Source organism: Micromonospora sp. AMSO31t (assembly GCF_008868175.1).
GTDB lineage: Bacteria > Actinomycetota > Actinomycetes > Mycobacteriales > Micromonosporaceae > Micromonospora.
Genome location: NZ_WBKT01000037.1, coordinates 1 through 22,415, shown reverse-complemented (window position 1 = coordinate 22,415; position 22,415 = coordinate 1). Strand labels below are relative to the sequence as shown.

General features: G+C 68.6%; 20 protein-coding genes and 2 pseudogenes. 10 read left to right on the top strand and 12 right to left on the bottom strand.

Features of this window, described 5'->3' with window-relative positions; all coding sequences use genetic code 11:
• Positions 1 to 4: 4 nt before the first annotated feature.
• A complete protein-coding gene (locus F8274_RS11520) occupies positions 5 to 928 on the top strand; it encodes an EamA family transporter (RefSeq protein WP_151462289.1) in 924 nt (307 codons plus the stop codon).
• 214 nt (positions 929 to 1,142) lie between these two features.
• On the opposite strand, the gene F8274_RS11515 is transcribed toward F8274_RS11520, so the two are convergent.
• Positions 1,143 to 1,517 (bottom strand): helix-turn-helix transcriptional regulator, encoded by a 375-nt coding sequence (locus tag F8274_RS11515; RefSeq protein WP_151462288.1) that lies wholly within the window; start codon positions 1,515 to 1,517, stop codon positions 1,143 to 1,145.
• A 260-nt stretch (positions 1,518 to 1,777) separates the two neighbouring features.
• On the opposite strand from F8274_RS11515, the gene F8274_RS11510 reads away from it, so the two are divergent.
• The gene (locus F8274_RS11510; RefSeq protein ID WP_151462287.1) at positions 1,778 to 2,206 is read left to right on the top strand and encodes a carboxymuconolactone decarboxylase family protein; all 429 of its coding nucleotides are present in this window, start codon (positions 1,778 to 1,780) and stop codon (positions 2,204 to 2,206) included.
• 190 nt (positions 2,207 to 2,396) lie between these two features.
• On the opposite strand, the gene F8274_RS11505 is transcribed toward F8274_RS11510, so the two are convergent.
• The 5 genes from F8274_RS11505 to F8274_RS11480 all read right to left on the bottom strand — a co-directional run bounded on the left by F8274_RS11505 (position 2,397) and on the right by F8274_RS11480 (position 8,144).
• Positions 2,397 to 3,140: a DUF4396 domain-containing protein gene (locus F8274_RS11505; protein ID WP_192579791.1), complete on the bottom strand. Its 744-nt coding sequence runs from the start codon at positions 3,138 to 3,140 to the stop codon at positions 2,397 to 2,399.
• 176 nt (positions 3,141 to 3,316) lie between these two features.
• On the bottom strand, positions 3,317 to 4,225 hold the full coding sequence (locus F8274_RS11495; RefSeq protein WP_151462285.1) for a ferritin-like domain-containing protein: 909 nt from the start codon (positions 4,223 to 4,225) through the stop codon (positions 3,317 to 3,319).
• A 405-nt stretch (positions 4,226 to 4,630) separates the two neighbouring features.
• Positions 4,631 to 5,626, bottom strand: a complete 996-nt coding sequence (locus F8274_RS11490) for a cytochrome d ubiquinol oxidase subunit II (RefSeq protein ID WP_151462284.1) — start codon at positions 5,624 to 5,626, stop codon at positions 4,631 to 4,633.
• Positions 5,623 to 7,050, bottom strand: a complete 1,428-nt coding sequence (locus F8274_RS11485) for a cytochrome ubiquinol oxidase subunit I (protein ID WP_151462283.1) — start codon at positions 7,048 to 7,050, stop codon at positions 5,623 to 5,625. The genes F8274_RS11490 and F8274_RS11485 overlap by 4 nt, the downstream gene beginning before the upstream one ends.
• Before the next feature lie 143 nt (positions 7,051 to 7,193).
• On the bottom strand, positions 7,194 to 8,144 hold the full coding sequence (locus tag F8274_RS11480; RefSeq protein WP_225853729.1) for an NADP-dependent oxidoreductase: 951 nt from the start codon (positions 8,142 to 8,144) through the stop codon (positions 7,194 to 7,196).
• A 488-nt stretch (positions 8,145 to 8,632) separates the two neighbouring features.
• Here F8274_RS11480 and F8274_RS11475 point away from each other — a divergent pair, with 488 nt between their 5' ends.
• Complete coding sequence (locus F8274_RS11475) at positions 8,633 to 9,100, top strand: YkgB family protein (RefSeq protein ID WP_151462282.1); 468 nt, start codon at positions 8,633 to 8,635, stop codon at positions 9,098 to 9,100.
• A gap of 84 nt (positions 9,101 to 9,184) precedes the next feature.
• Here F8274_RS11475 and F8274_RS11470 read toward each other — a convergent pair whose 3' ends face one another.
• From F8274_RS11470 to F8274_RS11450, 5 genes are all read right to left on the bottom strand, one after another.
• The gene (locus F8274_RS11470) at positions 9,185 to 9,553 is read right to left on the bottom strand and encodes a GNAT family N-acetyltransferase (RefSeq protein WP_192579790.1); all 369 of its coding nucleotides are present in this window, start codon (positions 9,551 to 9,553) and stop codon (positions 9,185 to 9,187) included.
• Positions 9,554 to 9,800: 247 nt separating this feature from the next.
• Positions 9,801 to 11,048, bottom strand: coding sequence for an MFS transporter (locus tag F8274_RS11465; RefSeq protein WP_225853728.1), 1,248 nt, complete (start codon positions 11,046 to 11,048; stop codon positions 9,801 to 9,803).
• Positions 11,049 to 11,235: 187 nt separating this feature from the next.
• The gene (locus tag F8274_RS11460) at positions 11,236 to 12,180 is read right to left on the bottom strand and encodes an NADP-dependent oxidoreductase (RefSeq protein ID WP_151462279.1); all 945 of its coding nucleotides are present in this window, start codon (positions 12,178 to 12,180) and stop codon (positions 11,236 to 11,238) included.
• 121 nt (positions 12,181 to 12,301) lie between these two features.
• Complete coding sequence (locus F8274_RS11455) at positions 12,302 to 12,790, bottom strand: GNAT family N-acetyltransferase (protein ID WP_151462278.1); 489 nt, start codon at positions 12,788 to 12,790, stop codon at positions 12,302 to 12,304.
• Positions 12,791 to 12,883: 93 nt separating this feature from the next.
• On the bottom strand, positions 12,884 to 13,801 hold the full coding sequence (locus tag F8274_RS11450; RefSeq protein ID WP_151462277.1) for an NADP-dependent oxidoreductase: 918 nt from the start codon (positions 13,799 to 13,801) through the stop codon (positions 12,884 to 12,886).
• 467 nt (positions 13,802 to 14,268) lie between these two features.
• On the opposite strand from F8274_RS11450, the pseudogene F8274_RS11445 reads away from it, so the two are divergent.
• From F8274_RS11445 to F8274_RS11420, 6 genes and pseudogenes are all read left to right on the top strand, one after another.
• Positions 14,269 to 14,502: pseudogene (locus tag F8274_RS11445) on the top strand (peptide-methionine (R)-S-oxide reductase); the annotation flags it as partial.
• A complete protein-coding gene (gene msrA / locus F8274_RS11440; protein WP_151462275.1) occupies positions 14,499 to 15,005 on the top strand; it encodes a peptide-methionine (S)-S-oxide reductase MsrA in 507 nt (168 codons plus the stop codon). The pseudogene F8274_RS11445 and the gene msrA, both read left to right, overlap by 4 nt.
• Positions 15,006 to 15,262: 257 nt before the next feature.
• Positions 15,263 to 15,919, top strand: a complete 657-nt coding sequence (locus F8274_RS11435; RefSeq protein WP_151462274.1) for a TetR/AcrR family transcriptional regulator — start codon at positions 15,263 to 15,265, stop codon at positions 15,917 to 15,919.
• A gap of 480 nt (positions 15,920 to 16,399) precedes the next feature.
• A complete protein-coding gene (locus tag F8274_RS11430; RefSeq protein WP_225853727.1) occupies positions 16,400 to 16,708 on the top strand; it encodes an OsmC family protein in 309 nt (102 codons plus the stop codon).
• Between the two features lie 174 nt (positions 16,709 to 16,882).
• A pseudogene (gene nhaA, locus F8274_RS11425) lies at positions 16,883 to 18,753 on the top strand (Na+/H+ antiporter NhaA); the annotation flags it as partial.
• Between the two features lie 150 nt (positions 18,754 to 18,903).
• Complete coding sequence (locus F8274_RS11420; protein WP_192579789.1) at positions 18,904 to 19,995, top strand: CapA family protein; 1,092 nt, start codon at positions 18,904 to 18,906, stop codon at positions 19,993 to 19,995.
• Between the two features lie 31 nt (positions 19,996 to 20,026).
• Here the strand turns inward: F8274_RS11420 and F8274_RS11415 are convergent, their stop codons facing one another.
• Complete coding sequence (locus tag F8274_RS11415) at positions 20,027 to 20,881, bottom strand: glycosyl hydrolase (protein WP_151462272.1); 855 nt, start codon at positions 20,879 to 20,881, stop codon at positions 20,027 to 20,029.
• 118 nt (positions 20,882 to 20,999) lie between these two features.
• Between F8274_RS11415 and F8274_RS11410 the strand changes: the two genes are divergently transcribed.
• Positions 21,000 to 22,229 (top strand): phosphatidylserine/phosphatidylglycerophosphate/cardiolipin synthase family protein, encoded by a 1,230-nt coding sequence (locus F8274_RS11410; protein WP_225853725.1) that lies wholly within the window; start codon positions 21,000 to 21,002, stop codon positions 22,227 to 22,229.
• The last annotated feature ends 186 nt before the right edge of the window (positions 22,230 to 22,415 follow it).

Here is a 22,415-nt window from a genome sequence, read left to right as displayed (position 1 = left end):
CGGCATGAAAGCATCGCACCGACTTCTCGCCGTGCTCGTTGCCGCCATCTGGGGCATCAACTTCGTCGCCATCGAGATGGGCCTGCGCGACCTGCCGCCGCTCGTGCTGACCGCGCTGCGCTTCGTCGCGGCGGCCCTGCCGCTGGTCTTCCTGGTGCCGCGCCCCACCGCCCGGCTCCGCTACGTGGTCGCCTACGGGCTGGTGCTCGGCGTCCTGAAGTTCGGCGCGCTGTTCACGGCGCTCGCCGCTGGCATGTCGGCCGGTCTGGCCTCGCTGGTGCTGCAGGCTCAGACGCTGATGTCGGTACTGCTGGCGGCGGCGGTGCTGGGCGAGCGGCCGGGGCGGGCGCAGGTGGCCGGCGTACTGGTCGGATCGGTCGGGATCGGCGTGCTGGCGATCGACAGCGGCGGCCACGCCACGGTGATCGGCTTCGTGCTGACGCTGTTCGCGGCGGCCAGCTGGGCCGTGGCAAATCTGGTCATGCGAGCCAGCGGCGAGACCCGACCGCTCTCGCTGCTGGTCTGGTCGAGCCTGGTGCCGCCGTTGCCGCTGCTCGGCCTGGCCGGCGTGGTCGACGGCCCACAGGCGGTGCTGGAAGCGATCACCGGCCTGTCATGGCGCGGGCTGCTCGCCGTGGCGTACGTCGCGTACGTGTCGACCCTCGTCGGCTTCGGGATCTGGAACCGGCTGATCGCCCGGTACTCGATCGCGCGGGTGGCGCCGTTCAGCCTCCTGGTGCCGATCTTCGGCCTCAGCGCGGCGTGGCTGCTGCTCGACGAGCCCGTCGGTCCGACGGAGCTGGCCGCGGGCGCCACCATCCTCGCCGGGCTGGCGCTGGTGGTCCGGCGTTCCACGGCGGACCGCGGCAACGCCACGGCTGCGAGCGAGGGCCGCGAGCCCGAGTACGCCCCGGCCGCGCCTGCCTAGTCCGCGGCCAGGTCGAGTCCGCCCTGCAATGCGTGTTGAACACCTGCGGCTCCTGACGCCCCTGGAGTACGCGCGCTCACAGCCCCCGAGGTCGCCGCTCACCGGTGGGTTGTCGAAGCGTGAGTGCTGCCAGATCTTTTCAGCGGTCGAACCGGCCACGACCAGAGCGGACGCCATGCCAGCGGGGCCGGCGCCAGCGCCGTCACCGTAGCGCTTAGCGGGTCTTCCTGGTCGCCTGCTTGCGAGGCGGTGTCAACAGCTCGGCGATCGCCGCGATCGCGGACGGCACCAGGCGGTAATAGGCCCAGACACCGCGCTTCTCGCGCTCGAGCAGCCCGGCCTCGGTGAGGATCCGCAGGTGATGGCTGACGGTCGGCTGGGAGAGACCGAGCGGCGTGGTGAGGTCACTGACGGATGCCTCACCCTCGGGAGCGGACTGGATCAGGCTGAGCAGTCGCAGCCGGGCCGGGTCGGCGACGGCCTTCAGCACTCCGGCGAGTCGTTCGGCATCGGCGCGCTTGATCGGCTCGCCGGCAAGCGGCGAGACAACAGCGGGTGCAGCGGTTTTCGGGGTTCTCACGTCATGCATCGTTGCACCAACACCACCGAGAGGCTGGCGGAACCCGGGACCAGGCCACGGACGGCCGCCGGGGCGGCGCGCTGGCCCTGCGGCCGAGCGACCTGGGTGCGCATCGGAGAACACTCGCCGTGGTGGACGTGCAGCAGATGCACTGGCTGCGGCACACGACGTCCCGACCACCGGTGTTGTCGTTGTGACCTCCAGGAGGTCATCTCTTGGATACCAGGATCCAGAACGTCCGACTGGACGCCACGTCAAACGAGCAACTCATGGCTCTGGCAAACGCCGGGGCCGCAGCTTTCGGCCATACCGCCACACTCCAGGTGGAACAGGCCCTGGCCCAACTTCTGCGGCTACGCGTCGCACAGATCAACAATTGCAGCTACTGCCTTCTGGTGCACCACGCCGCTGCCCGCACCGCGGACATCCCGCCGTCCAAGGTCGAGACCCTCACGGCGTGGTGGGAGACGCATCTGTTCACCGAGGAGGAGCGAGCCGCGCTGGCCTACGCCGAGGCGTTGACCCGAGCCGCCGACACCACCGTCAACGACCGGATCCAGGAGGCACACGACAGGATGGCCACGCACTTCACGGAGAACGAGATCCTGGAGATCGTGGCTGTTGTGATCAATATGAACATCTGGACGCGACTCAAGCTCGCCGAGGGTGCCATGCCCACGACGGCGCCTCCCGTGTGAGTTGATACCCGGCCCTGTCTTCGGAGCAGGCTGGCAGCCGTTCGGTCTGCCTGCTGGCGACCTCGAACTCGTCGCTCAGAGCTCAAGCCCCCTTTGGTGGTACCGCTCCTCGCGTCGGGTAGCAGCGCAGCACCCCTGCTGAATCCGATACCTCGGCGCCCACCCGCCACGGGCGCTGGCGCAGCGCCACCTACTGCGGCTTGCCCAGCAGTTCCGCTTTGGCGCCGCGGCGGATCAGCCACAGGGTCGGCGGCCAGGCGGCGAAGAAGCCGATGATCGACCCAATCTGGACAATGAGCCAGAACACCGGACTGCTAGGCTGCAGCGTCTCGTGGAAAACCATAAACTCCATCAGCGCCAGCCAACCCAACAGGGCGAACTCGAAGACGGACACGCTCAGCAGATCTCCCCTGATGAATCTCCGCATCGCGGCCCACGCTCTTCGGCCACCCGCATCAGCCTGAGTGAAGTAGCGGAACAAGAGGCCTACCACCACTGCGGCGACGAAGTCGCCGATGAACTCGGGCCACAATCTTTTGTCGAATATTTCGAGGCTGAAGCCGAAGACGGCAATAGTGGCAATGATGGCACCCAGAACGCAGTGCGTCGCACAGTGCAAGGTCTCGATTATCGTGACAGCAAGTCTCGGCCGCCTGGGCGGGGTGCCGTGCCGCTCCAGCCACCGCGGAGACTGGGGTCTACCCCACTGCCGGTAGGCCAGGACGGCTGCTGGGCCGAAGTAGAGGGCGGTTGCCGGCCAGACAATCTCCATGACCTTGACCGGCTGACGATATCGAAGAACAAAGTGGTCGACAAGGATGATGGCGGTGCTGGCAAGGCCCACAGAGAGCACGGCCCACGAGAGCACCACGAGCCATGTTGGTTGCAGAACTGTCTCCCTCTCACGACGCTCAATGCGATGCCGCGTTGCCACCGGCGTCCCTGGACACTCCGACGAGCCGGCCGGGGAGCATCCGCTCCAGCCCGGTCCGGGACCGCGTTCACGCGGGCGAAGTGCGCCCAAGCGACCAGCGCAGGTCGTGTACTGACCGGGGCTGTCCGGCCCGAGGGCGGCACCGCGCAGGCTGGTTCACCCGGATGGCCAGGTGATCAGCTGGCGGCCCCGGCGCTCATCGCGATGTCGCCGTTGAGGCCGGAGGGATAGAAGCCGCCGGAGTTCGCCGGGCCTGCGTTGAGGTACACGATATTCAGGACCGACTGGGCCGAGCGGCCGTAGGCCATGCCGTTGGCATCCGTGGGAATGAGGTTCGCCTCGGTGCTGGTGCCGATACCCTGGTCGTCGTCGACCGGTCCGTCGAGACTGTTGCGGGCGTCGGAGAGCTTCTGCACGCCCGCGAAGACGGCCTCGTCGATCATGCCTTCGTTATAGAGCGCGGAGCGGACGATCCCGGCGTGGTACGCCTCCGTGGCGAGCAGGCCCGCGGCCGCGTCCAGGTAGGTCTTGTTGGACAGTAGCGGCGCCGCTCCTTTGAAAGCGGAGACGCCGACGTCCTCGAACAGGAACGCCGCGAAGAGGAAGTTGAGATCGTTGGCGTACGGGTCGAACATCTCGCCCGACTTGATGAGCCCGGCCGCTGCGGCCGCCGCGGTGAAGCTCGTGTCAAGAGAGATCGCCGGACGGGAGACGGCGTGCTCCCCGAGGGCGGACCGCAGGAAAGCGACATGCTGCCGCTCGTCCGAGGCGATCTCCTGCGCGAACTTGCGCACTACCGAGTTGCTGAAGTCGACCATGCCCCCACCGGTCACCTCACCCCGGGTGCCGGTACCGGTGGTCATCTCGTCAGGCAGTCCCTGCCCCGTGGTGGCGCGAAGGTAGAACTCGGCTTCGAGGTATTCGAGGTTGAGGGCGAAGTTCAGGATCGTCGCGTCACTCGGCCCCGAGCCGTCCGGCGATTGCGCCGCGGAATTCGTCGGGTCCGTCATCGACGCGAGCTTCCGTCGATCGTCATCCGACTCCGCGCTGCGCGACACCGCTTCTTTGATGAACTTCTTTACCATGGAAGTCGACCCCGTCCCGATCCACGACACCCCGGCGCTTCATCGATATGTCGCCGGTGTGCCGCGCGCTACTACCGTCAGCGCTCACGCTAGTGCGGTGGCTGTCTCGGCCATACTCCTTTGCCGAACCTTCATTCGCGGGGGTGCGCGGCCGGGATGGCCGCACCACGTCACGGGCCAACCAAGAGCGGTGACAGATGGAACCGAAGACGATTGGGAACCTGCCTGCGCCTGCGACGCGTGGATCCACCGTGCCGGTGACGTGACCGACGTGCCCCTTCACCGCCCCAAAATGGTCGGCGAGGACAATCCCTGAGGTGGTCGAGGCGCTCCTGGGCGCCGGACCACCGGCTGTGGCCGCCCGGTCTCGTACCGCCGTCCGGTACGGCGCCGGCGTGAACTGAGTCAGGTGGTGTCCAGACGACCGCGCTGGTGCAGGACGAACAGCAGTGCCATGGCCGGCACCACGAGCAGGAGCGCCGCGGCGGCGACGAGAGTGAGCGATGCCAGGGTGGCGTCGGGAGCCGCGGCCTCGCCGATGCGTAGGTGGGTGCCCAGCAGGTACGGGTACTGCGCGACGCCCCAGCCGGCCACCACCGTGCCGGCCGCGCCGACGGCGAGCGCCTGCAGCAACCGCGGCACCGCCCGATGCAGCAGTGCGAGACTGGCCAGCCCGCATGCCGCGGAGACCAGCACCAACGGCAGGCCGCGGCCGGTCAGCCCGTCGAACAGGCGTCCTGCGTCGGCGTGCAGGATGGCGATCCCCGCCAGCGCCACGGCGCCGGTCGCCACGGCGCTGGCCTGGGCCCGCCGGCGGAACCAGACCTCCAGGCGGGCGTCAGCGCGCGTACGGGCTTCGGCGGTGAGGAACACCGCGGCGACGAACGCGCACACCCCGACCGCGAGCACCCCACCGAGCAGCGACGTCGGGTTGACCCAGCTCGTCACGGGATCGCCGTGCCCGTCGGCGGGCACGCGCCCGGAGGCGATGCCACCGGCGACCGTGCCGAGGAAGAACGGCGTGATCACCGACGAGGTGGCGAACGCCGCCCCGGTCGCCCGCTGCTGGTCGGTCTTCACCACCACCTTCCGGAACGCGAACCCGCTGCCGCGGACAACGATGCCCAGGGCGGCGAGGCCCAGCGGAATGTAGAGGGTGGTCATGATCGCGGCGAACGCGGACGGGAAGCCGGTCCAGAGCATCACCAGGCAGAAGATCAGCCACACGTGGTTGGCCTCCCACACCGGCGCCAACGTCTGGTCGATCAGGTGCCGTGAGTTTCGCCCACGTCGCGCGCCACCGGCAGTGAGATCCCAGAACCCGGCGCCATAGTCCGCGCCCCCGAGCACGGCATAGGCGGTGACCCCGATGAACAGCACGACGGCGGCGAAGGTACTCACCCCTGCCCTCCCGCGGGCGCGGACTGCGAGGACCGAGAGGGGCCGTAGGGCACGTCCGTCTCGGTCGCCCCGCCCTGGTCGCGCCAACGGCGGCGCAGCAGCCGCAGGACGTACACGGTGGTGGCGCCGACCGCGACGTACAGCGCGACGGTGGCGGCGAAGAACAGCCACAGATTGCCGGACGTGGTGACCGCGTCCCGGGTGAGGAGGTGACCGACGACCGTCCACGGCTGCCGGCCGACCTCGGTGACCACCCAGCCGGCCTCCAACGCCACCACCGCGAGCACGCCGCTGATCGCGGTCGCCCGCAGGAACCATCTGCTGCGCGGCAGGTCGCGGCGGCGCCACCAGGCCAGGGCGTACCAGGCGGAGAGGCCCAGCAGCGCCGTGCCGATGCCGACCATGACGTCGAAGCTCAGGTGGACGATCGCGACCAGGCGGTCCGGTGGTCGCACCTCGGCGGGGATGGCGTCCAGGCCCTGGATGCGGGTGGACGGCGAGTAGCCGGACAGCAGCGACGCCCCCGAGGGAATCTTGATGCCGCCGTGCACCTTCCCGTTCGCGTAGTAGCCGCCCAGCACCTCCGGCACGTGGGTGCCCGTGGTCGGGACGGCCTCGATCGCGGCGAACTTCGCCGGCTCGTTCCGGTAGACCTCCCGCGCGGCGATGTCGCCGACGACGATCTGCAGCGGGGTGACCAGAGCCGCGACGGTCAGCGGTATCGCCAGGCCGAGCCGGTGGTACCGGTCGCGGCGGCCGCGCAGCATCCCGGCGGCGTACACGCCGGCGACGACGAACCCGGCGACCATGTACGCGGCCAGCAACATGTGGATGGCCTCGAACCCGAACGCCCCGTTGAAGATCACCTCCAGCGGACGGACCTCCACGATCTTGCCGTCTCGCATGGTGAATCCGCCCGGCTGGTTCATCCACGCGTTCGCGGCGACCACCGACAGCGTGCCGCCGATCCCGGACAGCACCACCGGCACACCGGTCCAGAAGTGCGGCCATGGCCGCATCCGCTGCCACCCGAAGACGTAGATGGCGACGAAGATCGCCTCCAGGAAGAAGAAGAGACCCTCGATCGCGAACGGGATGCCGAACGCCGCGCCGTAGGTGCCCATCAGTCGCGGCCAGAGCAGCCCGAGCTCGAACGACAGCACCGTCCCGGACACCGCGCCGACGGCGAACAGCACCGCCGCCACCTGCGACCAGCGGCGGGCCAGCAGCAGCGCGGTCTCGTCCTTCCGGCGAATGCCGCGGGCGTTCGCGATCAGCATCAGGAAGGTGAAGGCCACCCCGAACGGCACCAGGATGATGTGGAAGCCGAGGGTGAAGGCCATCTGCTCGCGCGCCGGCAGCAGCTGTGCCGGATCGGCCGGCACCAGGCTGGCGCCGACCGTCACCAGTGACAGACCAGGCATGGCCCGTGCTACCCGGTCAGGGCGCCCGGAAACGTACCGATGGGGTGAGAATCAGGCAGCGTGCAGGGTAACGGGCGATCACCCCGTCGCTGCCCCCACGAACAGCGGGCAGCAGGTGCCCGCAGCGGCACCGACGGCAGCGACTAGTCAGCGACGTGGATGACGATCTTCCCGCGGCGTTTGGCCGTCTCGAGCGCCTCGTAACCGGAGCGCGTCTCACTGAGGGGCAGCACGCGGTCCAGCACCGGCCTCAACCGGCCGTTATCGACGAGCTCGGCGATGGAACGCAACGCGTTCTGGTCGGCCTCGACGATGAAGTACACCCCGCGGACGCCGTGCCGGGCGGCTTCCTGCTCATCGGGTGGGGTGACGAGGGTGACCAGCACACCGCCCGGTTTCAGGACCGACCAGGACCGTGACTGCGTGGCTCCGCCAACAAGATCAACGACCACGTCGACGTCGCGAACGTGCTCCTCGAAGCGGTCGTGCGCATAGTCGATGACCTGCTCGGCACCCAGACCTTTGACGAATTCCAGGTCGGCCGCCGCCGCCGTGGCGCTGACGCGAGCACCGAGACCGGCCGCGAGTTGCACCACGTAGATCCCCACGCCGCCGGCGCCGCCCTGCACCAGCACGTGCTGACCGGCCTGCAGGTCGGCGTGGTCGACGAGGGCCTGCCAGGCACTCAACGCGGCCAGTGGGAGCGCTGCGGCGTGGTCGTGGTCAACGCTGGCGGGTTTGGCCGCCAGGACGGTCGCGGGCAGGGTGACGTACTCGGCGGCCGCACCATCGCGGGTGAAAGGGATCAACCCGTAGACGGCCTCCCCCTCGGCGGGGCTCTCCACCCCCGCCCCGCACGCCGCGACGACGCCGGAGAACTCATGCGACGGGATGATCGGAGTGCGCTCAGGTCCTGACCCGTCCGAGCTGTGCGTCCACGTCTGCGGCCAGGTGAGCTCGGTGGGTGTCATGGAAGCAGCCTTCACGGCCACCAACACCTCACCAGGCCCCGGCTCAGGCCGCGGCGTCTCCTCGTACACGAGCTGCTCCGGCCCGCCTCTGGTGTGGGCTCTCACGGCGTGCATGGTGCTCATCCGACTGCTGCTCCCTCCCGACCGCATGTCGATCAGCCCGCCGGCCGCCCCTGGGGATGAGCCGCAGGCCGTCTCCCGCATTATCTGGCGGTTCGGCAGCGCGCCCGTGGGACTTCCGTAACCCTTGCCCCTTCGGCTCATAAGCGCGCTGAATCGGGGGCTCCGGGGCAGCAGCGCGCGGCGGTCGTCCGGCGGAGACCGCCGAGGCCAAGCATGTCGGGTTCGTCGCCAGCCGGCGGCAGCCATAGGTTCGGTCCGTTTGCCCCGGCGGGGAGCATGCGAGGCGAGCATGAAGCCGGCCACAGAGGCGAGCTGACATCCGTGCCTGACATCACCCGTCGCGGCCGACCTGTACAGATCTGGCCTTCCACCTGCCCGGTGGGACGTCAGCATGGTGATAAGCGCCGCGCCCTCGGTGCGTGTGGCGGGTCCAAGCGGGTAATGGTCGCCAGCACGCCGACCGTCGACACAGCGACTAGGAGCGAGCGATGGGCACACGACACGCCTCGGCCGATGGCCTCGCATCCGTAGGCCTCTCGGTCCTGCGCTCCGCACTGGCGACGAACATCTTGTGGATCGGTGCGCTCAAGTTCAAGCAGTACGAGGTCGAGAATGACGAACCCCTGGTCACCTCGAGTCCGCTGTTCTCGCGGTTCCGCGAGAAGTTGGGCGCCCAGAAGCTCAACCGACTCATCGGGGTCGCGGAGATCACCGTGGGCTCTCTGATCGCCGCCAAGCCGCTTGCGCCCAGAGCGTCGGCGATCGGTAGCTTCGGGGCGGTCGGGATGTTCCTCACCACGCTCAGCTTCCTGGCCACGACGCCCGAGGCTCGGCAGGAAAGACAGGGGATCTTGAGCCTTTCCCTGCTGGGGCAATTCGTGTTGAAGGACACGGTGCTCCTCGGCGCCGCTCTCCTGACGGCTGCCGATTCGCTGCACGCCGCCCGCCACCGGTAAGCCTCTCGGCAGCGCGCTCGGAGCGTAAAGCGACCCATGCTTGACTGCGGCGACTCGCGGGTCTCCGGCACGGGGCCCGTAGTCTCAGCCGCCGGCCTTCCTCCGCGCCGACTCGGCAGCAGCACGATCCGAGTAGCCGGGGTGCCGGGCATCGACCAGATCGGCATAGGTGGTCGTTCGCGAGAGGTAGTCGACCACGAAGGGGCAGATCGCGGTGATGGTGCCCTCGCGGGAGCGGATCTCGTCGAGTACCCGCCGCACCATCGCGCCCGCCACGCCCTGGTGTTGATGACTGGACTCGACTTCGGTGTGCCGGAGGGCGTACCGGTTGGGCTTCAGGTGGGTGTAGTAGAGCCAGCCGACCAGCTTGCTGTCGCGGTAGAGCTCGAAGCGGCCATGATCGAGGCTGTCGATCAGCTCCTCGGCTACCAGTGCCTGTCCTTCACTGCTCATCGGCTCACCCTTCCACGTGTCGTTACGCCGCAGCTCGAGGCCACACGAGACCAAACGACATCGGGGCATCGCTTCGGCCACGGCGGGTTACGCCTTTGTAGAGCTGAGCCAGCGCCGGACCTCATCGCCACCCGCACCACGCGGGACACGACCAGCGGGCGCTGAGGCCACGGACGGCGTCGGCCCGATGGCGCCCAGACGGGGGAGCTTCCGATCCAGCCGAGCCCGTCGGTTGTCCAGTTGGTCATCAGGTGTTCCTGTCGATCACCTTGACCAGCTCACCATGGCGGCTGTTCCTGGCCGTGCCGATGTGCGGGTTGCGTGCAGCGAGGAGAGTGAGCAGGGCGGCGACGATGGCAAGTCCGCCGTATCCGAGGACGATCTGCGGTAGCGCGAAGGTGTTCGAGAGTTCCCCGGAGATGAGGCTGGGGAAGGCGGCGCCGCTGTAGCAGAGGACGTAGACAACGCTGAAGATCGGTGCCCGGTCGGCCAGAGTGCTGTCGTGCAGCAGGCCGCGGGTGGCGGCGCTGATGGCGATGCCTTGACCGGCGCCGGCGACCATGGTTGCGGCGATGAACAACGCCAGTGTGCCGATGGCGATCGCGGTAATGTTGCCGATCCACCCGGCCAAGAAGATGATCATGCCGAGGCGTTGGGCCGCCGCCGATGTGAAACGGCCGCCGAGGGGAGCGCCGAGAACGCTGGGGGCCATGTAGGCGGCGAACACCAGCCCGAGGACGAGCGGGCTGTGAGTGTGGAGCTGGTCCTCGACCAGCGCGGGCACGAAGGCCTGGTAGAAGGCCCCGGTCGCCCAGGTGGCCAGGAACACCGCTGCCGCGACGGGGAGCAGATGCCTGACCCGGGCCGATACGCGGACCCGCGGTAACAGTGATCGCCAAGCGCCCGGCGTCGGCGTTGCGGTTTCCGGGCTGATGACGATGAGTGCGGCGGACAGTACGAGGAGACCGGCGCAAACCAGGTAGATGAGGTCGCGAGGCCAGGGACCGAACTGGACCAGGGCGCCGGAGGCGATGGCACCGAGGGTGAGGCCGAGCATGGGTCCCTGGCTGGAGGCGACGGCGGCCAACCACTCCGGCCTGGTGGGTGCGGCGTCGACGATGTAGGAGGTGAGGCTGCTGCTGGCCAAGCCGGTACCGACCCCCATCAGTAGCCGGCCGGCCAGCAGGGTGTCGATGTCGTGCACGTTCAGCAGCAGCAGACAGCCCAGCAGGAGCAGGCCGAGACTGGCGATCGCGGTGCGCCGTCGGCCCAGATGATTGGACAGTCGCCCCAGCACCAACAGTGCGGCGATCGTGCCAACGGCGGTGGTGACGACGGCCATCGAGATGCCGGCGTTGGTGAACCCGTCCTCAGCCCGGTAGACGTTGAACGGGGGGATCGGCGCGGCCGACGCGGCAAACGTGGCCACCAGGGCGACCACCGCGGATAAGAAGGCCAGCCGGAACGTCCCGCCCTGGCGAGTTTGGTTGATCACTGGTGCCGTGTGTTGCATCGATACGTGCCTTGTCCTTGGTCTGAACCGGCCCCAGAGTCTCTGGAGGCTTCGGGTGGGTGCGCGCAGACACTCGACCGGTCCGCTGAGATGTGCCCTACGAGTCGTCCGACCCCGACCACGTAGCTGACGTTGATCCAGGAGGCGCTCGATCGCTGCCCCCGGGTCCTCATGGACGAACGCGGATGACCGTCTTCCCCTTGGTCCGCTCGGTCGGGTTGAGGGCGGCGACGGCGTCGTCGAGGGCCGCCACGGTGCCGATGTTCGTTCGCACGCGTCCGTCCCGGACCCGCCGGGCGATCTCACCCAGCTGGGCGCGGTCGGACACGACAACGAAGTCGATCGCCAGGCCGTCACCGGACCGCGCCTCCGGCGGCCCGGTGACGGTCACCAGTGTTCCTCCGTCTCGAACCAGACCCGCGGACCGCTTCTGGATGTCGCCGCCGATGACATCGAAGACCAGATCGACTCCGCCGACGTCTTCCAGGGTGTCGTCATCGAGGTCGACGAACTCGTGCGCGCCGAAGTCGACCGCGGTCCGCCGGCCGCTGGCACGTCCGGTGCCGATGACGTGGGCGCCGGCCTGACGGGCGAGCTGCGTCGCCATCGAACCGACTGCACCGGCCGCGCCGTGCACCAGGACGCTCTGCCCCTCCCGGAGGCGGCCGTGATCGAACAGCCCCTGCCACGCGGTCAGGCCCGCCATCGCGACGCCGGCGCCCACCGTGAAGTCAACGTCGCCCGGCAGCGGCGCAAGGTTGCGCGCCTCGACCACGACATATTCCGCCAGCGTGCCGTCGCGAGTCCAGTCCGTCAGGCCGAACACCCGCTGTCCCACCGACAACCCCGTTGTTCCATAGCTGAGAGCGGTGACTACCCCGGCCACCTCGTGGCCCGGGATCGACGGCGTCCGGTCACGGCCGAGGCGGTCGATCCAGGTCGACGGCCACTCCAGCTCATTCCCGGTGAATCCCGACGCATGAACGGCAACGACGACATCGCCGTAGTTCGCGCCCTCAAGGCTGGCGAGCCTCGCCGCGTCCGGCTCGGGCCGTTCCACCAGCGACATCCCCGCCGTTCCGGCGGCCCGGTCCGTCCCCACGATCGCTTTCATCTGACTACCTCTCTCAGTACCAGTCCCCGTCTGTCCGCGCCCGCACGGATGGACCCGAATGATCGTGGCCATCCGGTTGCGCCGGTAGGCGGGGTCAACCCAGGTCGTTGGCAGGTGGGGCTCAGGGCAGGTGGGTGCGACCCCGGGTTGCTCCCGGGTGCTCGCGGTCGATGAGGTCGGCGTACTCGGGGTTGTGCTCGATGAAGGTGCGCACGATCGGGCACCTGGTGGTGACCGTCTTGCGTTGCGCACGCACGTCGTCCAGGACGCGTCGGATCAGCTCGGTGGCGATGCCCTGTTTGCGGAACTCGGGGATCACCGAGGTGGCCAGCAGCACGAGTCGGTTGTTTCCGGCGACGTTGTAGGTCAGTCCGGCCACCTCTCGGTCCCCGACGATGGCGTCGTAGATGCCGAGTTTCTCGTCGTTGACGACGTGCAGGTCAAACGCGCGGGCGTGGGGCTCGCCGATCACCTCGTCGACGAGGACAGCCTGGTCCTGGTCGAGGGTGCCCTTCTCATCGGGGTATCCGGCCTCGGCCGGGTACGCGAAGGCGTAGCGGGTCGGCTCGGCAGCGTCGGTCATGGAGGGTGCGCCTTCGTTGATGGTCATCAGATCGCTCCCGGGTCGTGGAAGTAGTCGTCTCGCCCAGCCGCATGTCGTCGACGGGTGAAGGCCATCGACGTACTCCTCGCCCTGGGTTCCTTACGAGCGAACGCGGACGATCGTCTTTCCCTTGACCCGCTCCGTCGGGTTGAAGGCGGCGACGGCGTCGTCGAGGGCCGCGACCGTGCCGATGTTCGTCCGCAGCCGCCCATCCCTGATCCGCTGGACGACCTCACCCAGTTGCGCGCGATCGGCCTCGACAACGAAATCAACCGTCAGGCCGTCCGCCGGCTGCGCTTCGGGCGGGCCAGCAATGGTCACCAGCGTTCCGCCGGCCCGGACCAGACCCGCAGAACGCTTCTGGATGTCACCACCGATCACGTCAAAAACCAGATCGACGCCGGCGATGTCTTCCAGGGTGTCGTTGTCGAGGTCGACGAACTCCTGCGCGCCGAAGTCGAGCGCGGTCTGGCGGTCGGCGGCACGTCCGGTGCCGATGACGTAGGCGCCGGCCTCCTTGGCGAGCTGGGTCACCATCGAGCCGACTCCACCGGCCGCACCATGTACGAGGACGCTCTGCCCCGCCTGGAAGCGGCCGTGCACGAACAGTCCCTGCCACGCGGTCAGGCCTGAAATCGGCAGGCTCGCGCCCACCGTGAAGTCGACGTCGCCGGGCAGCGGCGCGAGGTTGCGTGCCTCGACGGCGGCGTACTCCGCCAGGGTGCCGTCGCGGTTCCAGTCGGTGAGGCCGAACACCCGCTGTCCCACAGACAGTCCCCTCGTGCCATACCCGAGAGCGCTGACCACTCCGGCCAACTCGTGCCCAGGGATCGACGGCGTCCGGTCCCGGCCAAGTCGATCGGTCCAGGTCGAGGGCCACGTCAGCTCACCCGGAGTGAACCCCGACGCATGAACCTGAACAACGACGTCGTTCAGCGCCGGTTCCGGCTCAGGCCGCTCGACCAGCCTCATCCCGGCCATCCCCGCAGCCTGGTCCGTCACCACGATCGCTTTCATGGGAACTGTCTCCTCGGTCATTTGTCTCTTCGGCGCAGAGGTTGCAGGCAGGGAGAGCCCGTTTCGACATCTGATGCCAGGGGTTGCCGGACGCAGCGGGCCGGTCTGGACAGCGCCGGCCCGTCGGGTGCATCGATGGGCGCGTGTCGCTCACGACGAACGCGGAGGATCGTCTTCCCAGCCGGCGGCCACGAACCTAGTCGCGGTCGAACTGGTCCGTCAAGTCCAGTTACGAGGCCGAGCGAATGTTACAGTGGCAGCAATGCAGCCCAGGTGATATGCCAGATTAGGGCACCCGGCCAGCCGCTTCCGGGTGCAGTCCCCGGACCATCTGGTCCAGACATCGGGGGCCCCACGAGGACGCAACCGGTACATAGGGCACGTTTCCCCTGATTCCTCAACTTCGCGCCGAAAGGCCGGGAACGGAGAGCTGTGCACGAGCAGGCCCAGTACCACAAGAACCGGGAAGCCACGGGATGATCCGGACTGAGGCCCGCTCGCTGCACGGGAACAGCCACCTCGGACACGTCTTCGACGACGGTCCCGGCGACAGGGCTGGACTGCGCTACTGCATCAACACGGCGTCAGTGCGGTTCATCCACCTCGACGACCTGGAGAACGCCGGGTACGGCGAATACCGCACCCTGTTCACGAGTGACACACCAACACCGACACCGACGACAAGTAGGGAGACGACGTGACCACCGAAAAGGCGATCCTCGCCGGCGGCTGCTTCTGGGGGATGGAGGAGCTGTTCCGCCGCCAGCCCGGCATCGTTTCCACGCGCGTCGGCTACAGCGGCGGCGACGTCCCGAACGCCACCTACCGCAACCACGGAACCCACGCCGAGTCCATTGAGGTCGTCTACGACACCGAGAAGACCGACTTCCGCGCGCTGCTTGAGTTCTTCTTCCAGATCCACGACCCCTCGACGAAGGACCGCCAGGGCAACGACATCGGCACCAGCTACCGCTCGGCGATCTTCTACACCAGCGACGAGCAGAAGCGGGTCGCCGAGGACACGATCGCCGACGTCGACGCCTCGGGCCTGTGGCCCGGCAAGGTCGTCACCGAGGTCACCCCGGCAGGCGACTTCTGGGAGGCTGAGCCCGAGCACCAGAACTACCTGCAGACCTACCCCAACGGTTACACCTGCCACTTTCCCCGCCCCGGGTGGAAGCTCCCGAAGCGGGCGACCGCCTGACACCTCCGGCGCGCGGACCCCGAGGTCCGCGCGCCGACCCGGGCCGGCGGCCTGAGCGGTAGCGCCGGCACGGCGAGGACCGAAGAGTCCGGGAAAGACGCACCCCGTGGATGATCTCGCGGAGATGTCGCCCGTTCAGCCAAACTGGCCGCGTACGTGATCGCCATAAACCATGACGGGAATGCCGCATGGTGCCGAACGGACTTCAAGGTCCCATTTTCCAGGGGATCATCTGGCGCGCTGGATACACTTGACCGATGAGCGACGAGCAGGTGGCTGCGCCGACGAATCGGCGGAGGATCAGTCAACGGGGCATCGCGACCCGAGAGCGGATCCTCGAGGCGGCGAACCGGCTGATGTTCGTGCGCGGAGTTAACGCGACGACCCTTGACGACGTCCGCGAGGCAAGCCAGACCAGCAAGTCCCAGCTTTACCACCACTTCGCCGACAAGCAGGAACTCGTGCGAGCGTTGGTCAAATATCGAGGCGCGCTGGTGCTTCAGCGCGAGCGCGGAGGGCTCGAACGACTGCGATCGTTCTCGGGACTGGTCCGGTGGCGCAACGCGCTGGTCCAGGCCAACTCGCTGAACAACGGCAGATACGGGTGCGGCCTCGGGTCGATGGCGGTCGAGCTGTCCGATCAAGATGAGCAGGCTCGATCGATGCTGCTGGAGACATTCGCGGCATGGGAAAAGCTGATCAGTGATGGTCTGCACCGGATGCGGGACAGCGGTGCACTGCGCCAGGACGCAGACCCGGAGAAGTTGGCCACAGGGCTGATGGCGGCTCTGCAGGGCGGCTACTTGCTGGCGAACGCCGCGCACAACGTCGCACCCATGGAAGTTGCGCTGGACATGGCGCTGGAACACATCAAGTCGTACCTCTCGGAGCCGTCCGGCGAGCCGACCCGCTAATCGAGCCCTCTTCATCGTGATCATGCTGGTCACGGCGTGTGCGAGCAGCCTGGAGATCGATGGCGGCCAATGGGCCCTTCAGCACGCCCGACGAGCGTCGACTGGTCAGGCGCCGGCCGGGCCGCGGGCGCTGCGACGGGGGAGGCGACGACGATCGCCGCCCTGATGCGTGAACGACAGCAATCCTAGCCTTCACGGACTAACGAGTCCATCATCGGGTTTGCGCTGACCAGGTCCAGCGGGGGGCCCTTGGTCCTAGGTGCAGCGTAACATCCAACAGGTAATGGTTATCGAGGACTGCGCGGTCCCTGGCGGCGAGCCGTTAACTGGACTATCAGGTCCGGGGGAGGATAGCGTGCGGAGGTACCCGGTCGCGGGGTGATACGCCCGGCCGCAGCCCCCGCCCAGACGGCGCCTCGGCTGCTGCTCGATCCGTGTACCTGGACCGTCACCACCAGGATCCACAGGAAGGCGCGGCTGATGGAAACCAATCAGGATCGTGTCGTCGCATCCGCCCGAGCTGTCCTTCCGGCCACCGAACGCCGGCGCACGGACCTGACCACCCACGGCTTCACGTTCGTCGCCGATGAACCGCACAACGGCGCGCTCGGCGACGGCCCGACGCCGACGGAGTACCTGTTGATGGCGCTCGCGTCGTGCACTGCTCAGACGCTGCGGCAGTACGTCGACTACAAGTACGACACCGCCGGTGACATCACGTCGAGATCGACTACCACGAACCCCAGCAGGAAGGCGCGGAGCGCTACCTGCAGCGCACGATCACGCTGAGCGAGGATCCTGACCCCGACGACTTGAAGGTGATGCATGACATCGCCGAGAAGTCCCCGGTGACCCTGCTGATCCAGTTCGCATGGAGCGTGAGGACACAGTTCGTCGGGCCGCGCTGAGATCAGGCGCTGGCCCGGCCAGCGCGCCGGAAGGTGACGTGTGACCGAAACCAAGATGAGCGGCCGAACGATCTGGAAGCGGAACCTGGCGGCACCGCTGCGAGCCTTCGTGCGGACTGAGTCCGGCAGCGCCGGCGTGCTCGTGGCCGCCATCGTCGCCGCGCTGCTCTGGGCCAACATCGACCTCGGCTCCTACGAGGCCGTCTGGCGTACCCAACTGTCCCTACGCCTCGGGCACCTCGAGCTCTCCCGCGACCTGCACACCTGGATCAACAGCGGCTTGATGACGCTGTTCTTTCTGGTCGTCGGCCTTGAGACGCGGCGCGAGTCCGACCTCGGCGACCTACGCGACCGGCGACGTTTCCTGCTGCCCGCCGTGGCCGGCGTGATCGGCATGCTGATCCCGGTGCTGATCTTCCTGGCGGTCAACCACGGCGGGCCGGGCGCGCATGGCTGGGGCGTGGCTATGTCGACCGACACGGCCCTCGCGTTGGGCCTGCTGGCACTGCTCGGCCGCGGCGTGCCCGACCAGGTCCGGATCTTCCTGCTCACCGTGTTCGTGGTCGACGACGTGATCGCACTCATCGTCATCGCCCTCGTCTACAGCGACGACATCAAGATGACGCCCATCGTGGTGGCCGTAGCGGCGTTCGCGGTCATGCTGGCCATCCGCGCGGCCGGCGTCCGACGTGGCTCGGCGTACGCGCCGGTCGCCGTCGTGATGTGGGGCGCGCTGTTGGTGAGCGGAGTCGACCCGGTGGTGGCCGGACTGGCCATCGGGTTGACCGCGTTCGCCTACTCTCCCGGCCGCGCTGAGCTCGAGCAGGTCAGCGGGCTGTTCCGGTCGTTCCGTGAGCAGCCGACGCCCAAGCTCGCGCGTACGGCTTCGCTCGGCCTCGCGAACACGCTGTCGCCCAACGACCGCCTTCAGCGCATCTACCACCCTTGGTCCAGCTACGTGATCGTGCCGCTGTTCGGCCTGGCCAACGCCGGCATCAGCATCGACGGTCCGTTCCTGGCCCAGGCGTTCGCGTCGCCCGTCACCTGGGGCGTACTGCTCGGGTATGTCGTCGGCAAGCCGCTCGCCGTGATCGGCACGTCGGCCGGGCTCACCTGGATCTCGCACGGCCGCATCCGTCCGGCCGTGGGCTGGGCGGGCGTGCTCGGCAGCGGCACGATCGCCGGGGTCAGCTTCACGGTGTCGCTGCTGATCGCCAGCCTGGCCTTCGCCGGCGACCAACTGGCCGAGGCCAAAGTCGGGCTGCTCAGCGCCGCGATCGTGTCCTCAGCGCTGACCTGGACCGCGTTCCGCGTCACCAACATGTTGCCCAAGGACAAGCGCACCCGGGCGCTCTTCGGCGACATGACGGAGCTGATCGACCTCATCCCGGACGTCGACGAGAAGCAGGACCACGTCCGCGGCCCAGCCGATGCGTCGGTGACGCTGGTGCAGTACGGCGACTTCCAGTGCCCGTACTGCGGGAAGGCCGAGCCAGCCGTCCGGCAGTTGCTGGGCCACGCCGACCTGCGTTTCGTGTGGCGTCACCTGCCTCTGCAAGACGTGCACCCGCAAGCCCGGCTGGCGGCCGAGGCGGCCGAAGCAGCGGCCGCTCAGGGCAGGTTCTGGCAGATGCACGACCTGCTGCTCGACCACCAGGACAAGCTGAACATCATTGATCTGCTCAAATACGCCGGCGACCTCGGCCTTGATCAGGAACGCTTCCACGACGATCTGACAAGTCACGCCCACGCCGGCCGCATCGAAAGCGACATCGACTCGGCCGACAACAGCGGAGTGTCCGGGACCCCGACCTTCTTCATCAACGGCCGCCGCCACTACGGCGCCTACGACATCACCACCTTGACCGCCGCCATTCGTATGGCCCGAGCCCGGGCCCGTCTCGACCTCAAGGCGCCAGCGACCCTCAAATAGGCGCGCAGCGGCTGCCGAACCGCGAGCGTGCATCCGGCGAGGGTTTCCGTGCCCTGACGGCGTCCAGCAGGGCGTCGTGGTCGAGTTCTGTGGTGGTGGCCGCCGGGTCACCGGGCATCGCTCGGAGCGCGTACCCTCGGCCGGTGATTCGCAGGACGGCGCGTTCCTGGCTGGCGGCGCTGACGGCGGTCGCGGTCGGCGTCGGGCTGGCCGGATGCGCCGCCGGATCGACCGACCCGGCGCCGGTCTGGCGCGGGGCCACGCTTGGTCCGACGCCGGCCGCCACCACGACGCCGGTGCCCAACGCTCCGGTCGAGGTGCGGTTGGCCTTCGCCGGTGACATCCACTTCACCGGCCGCACCCTGCGCCTGCTCGACGATCCGGAGACGGCTTTCGGCCCGATCACTCCGATGCTGCGCGACGCCGACGTCACGCTGGTCAACCTGGAGACGGCGGTGACCGACCGGGGCACCCCGCAGCCGAAGACGTACCACTTCCGGGCCCCGAAGGCCGCCTTCGCGGCGCTGCGCGCGGCCGGGGTCGACGCCGTGTCGATCGCCAACAATCACATCCTCGACTACGGCCGGCAGGGGCTCACCGACACCCTCGACGCGGCGGCGGAGACCCGGTACCCGGTGTTCGGCGCGGGCCGCGACGCCGACGCGGCCTACGCGCCCTGGCTCACCACGGTGCGAGGGCTGCGGATCGCGGTGCTCGGCATGTCACAGGTGCACGACCTGGCCGGGTCGTGGCGGGCGACGGACACCCGATCAGGGGTGGCGATGGCGTTCGATCCCGCCCGGGCCACCGCCGCGGTGCGTTCGGCGCGGGAGCGGGCCGACCTGGTCATCGTCTTCATGCACTGGGGCGTCGAGGGCAATTCGTGCCCGATCGGCGAGATGAAAACGTTCGCCCGAAGGCTGTCCGAGGCCGGCGCCGACATCCTGGTCGGTGCACACGCACACACGCTGCTGGCCGACGGCTGGCTGGGCCGGACCTACGTGCACTACGGACTGGGCAACTTCCTCTGGTACGCCAATTCGCACAGCACGGACTCCGGGGTGCTCAACCTGGTCGTGCGCGGCCGGGCGGTGGTGGACCGCCGCTTCGTTGCGGCGACGGTCTCCGCCAGCGGCCAGCCGGTTCCGGCCACCGGGGCTGGCAGGCAACGCATCCTCGACAAGCTCGCCACCGCACAGCGGTGTACCGGCTTGGCCGCCGAGCGCCCCGAATAGGGCGGCGGACGGCGAAGGCGTTCAACGAGGACTACCGGCAGGACTCCGGAGCGGACAGCAGGGAGTAGTAGAAGGGCTTCGGGTTTCCGGCCCCGTCGCGGAGCCCGAAACCGGGGACCATCGCGTCGGTGTAGGAGAAGACCGAGTTCCAGACGCTCGACCGGCCGGCGAGCATGCACTGGAAGTTCCAGGTGTCGTCCTCGTTGTGCCACTCGGTGGCGACCACCGGACGACCGACGGCGTTCCACATCTGGTCGAAGTCGCCTGCGGCCTGCCCGCTGGTCTTCGCGTACGGGTGGACGGCGACGAGGTCGGGCAGGGGAGCGCGGCCGCCGATCGCGGCGAACACCGCGGCGGCGTAGTTGACGGCGTTCTGCCCGCCCGAGGCCAGACCGGCCATCACGAACCGGCCGGCGAACTGCGGGTACGTGTTGCGGTACAGCACCCACGTGTCGGCGTACTCCGATGGTGACAGGTAGGTGCCGGGAAGGTCCGGCTCGTTGCCGATCTGGAGGTAGTCGGCGTTCCACGGCACGTAGCCGCCCGACTCGTCGGTGACCACCGCCATGACCTGGAGACCAGCCTGTTTCAGCTCGTCGATACGCGGCTGAATCCATTGCCGGGACACGAACCGGACCCCGCGGAATCCTTCGTCCGCGAGTCGGGAGGGCGGCGACTGCGGCCAGGCCGCCTCGTTGCTGGGATCGATGTTGACGGCGAACAGAGATGCGCTGGAGGCCCGGAGGTCCTGGCGCTGGGAGGCGCGCGCCTCCGCCGCGGGGGCGGTCCATCCGAAGGCCGCCGCAGCGACCACGGCCGCACACAGCGACGCGAGCACCCGGGCGGGCGCGGTGCGGCTCGCATGCCGGCTGGATCCGACCATCATCCACCTCCGTGGCGTCACGATCTGGACGTACGCAAGGGCGCCTGCGGAGAATCATGCCAACAGGCATTGACTTACGGAAGGTTTCCTCCAACGATGCCTATCCATGAATATCAGTCGGGTGAGTGCCGCGGTCCGTCGCACGCTGGTGTGTTCTCTGCTCACGGGGGCGCTGGCGGTGTCGCCGGGCGGGGTGCCGGCGGCCACGGCAGCACCGGCGGAGGTGTCCGCGGCATCGGCGACCCTGGCTGGCTACCCGGTGTGGGCGCACTTCAGCAACCCGACCGCGGGGCGCGACTACACCATCATCACCGAGCTGCAACGGCTCATCGACGCCACACCGGCCGGGGCCACGATCCGGGCGGCCATCCACTCCCTCAGCGTCGACTCGGTGGCCGACGCGCTGGTGCGGGCCCAGACCCGCGGCGTCACCGTGCTGGTGGTCCTCGACGGCAAGAACGCGACCTCGACGGACCCGGCCATCATCACGATCAAGCAGCTGGCCAGCCACCAGTTCTGCCTGAACAGCAGCGGCGGTCACGGCTGCATCAGCACCAGCGCCGCGGGGGACATGCACACCAAGCTGGTCACCTTCTCCAGCACCACCGATCCGAACGGCGTCGCCCGCGGCAACGTCGTCTGGTTCGGGTCGAGCAACCTCACCTACGCCACCGGCCCCGACGCGTTCAACAACGCCATCACCGTCTACGGCGACGCGGCGCTCGCCGCCGGCCTGAACGCGAACTTCACCGACCTGTGGAACCGGCGGCACTACAGCGGCAACGACTACTACGACTCCGCGTCCGGCCGGGGCTACTACCAGGCGACCGCAGCCGACGCCTACGCCTCACCCGAAGGAGCGGGGCAGACCGACACCATCGCCACCCGGCTCAACGACCTGACCCCGGACGCCGACTGCCGGCTGCGCGTCGGCATGGCGGCGGTCACCACCGGACGCCCGCAGATCGTCAGCCTGGTCAGTCGGTTCCGCGCCGCCGGGTGCAAGGTCTGGATGGTCATCGGTACGAACGCCGACGGCGGGATCGCGATGAGCCAGTCGGTCTACAACCAACTGCTCGACGCCGGAGTGTCCATTCGCCGCAAGGACAAGGTGCACGACAAGTTCTTCGCGGCCTACGGCCGATACGGCAGCGCGTACCAGTACCGCGTCTACACCGGCTCGCAGAACTGGACGCAGGACGCGCTGAACGAGAACGACGAGATCTTCGTCAAGATGGCCCCCGAGAGCGGCAGCACGCACCCGCTCTACGACGCCTACTACACGCACTTCAACGACGCGTACAACACCGGAGTGACCTGCGCGAAGAGTAGCTTCCCCTGCCGATCCTGACCCCCCGGGCCGCGGCAGCACGTTGGCCGGTCCACGGCGGCGGCCGTCAGGAGGGGACCGGCGTCGTCGTACCCGTGGGGCTTGCCGGTGGCGACCCGGGGTCGGTGGACGCGGAGCCGCTGGGCGCCGGGCTGCTCGGCCCCGGAGTGCCGCTCGACGGGGTCGGGCCGGGGGAGGACGGGGATG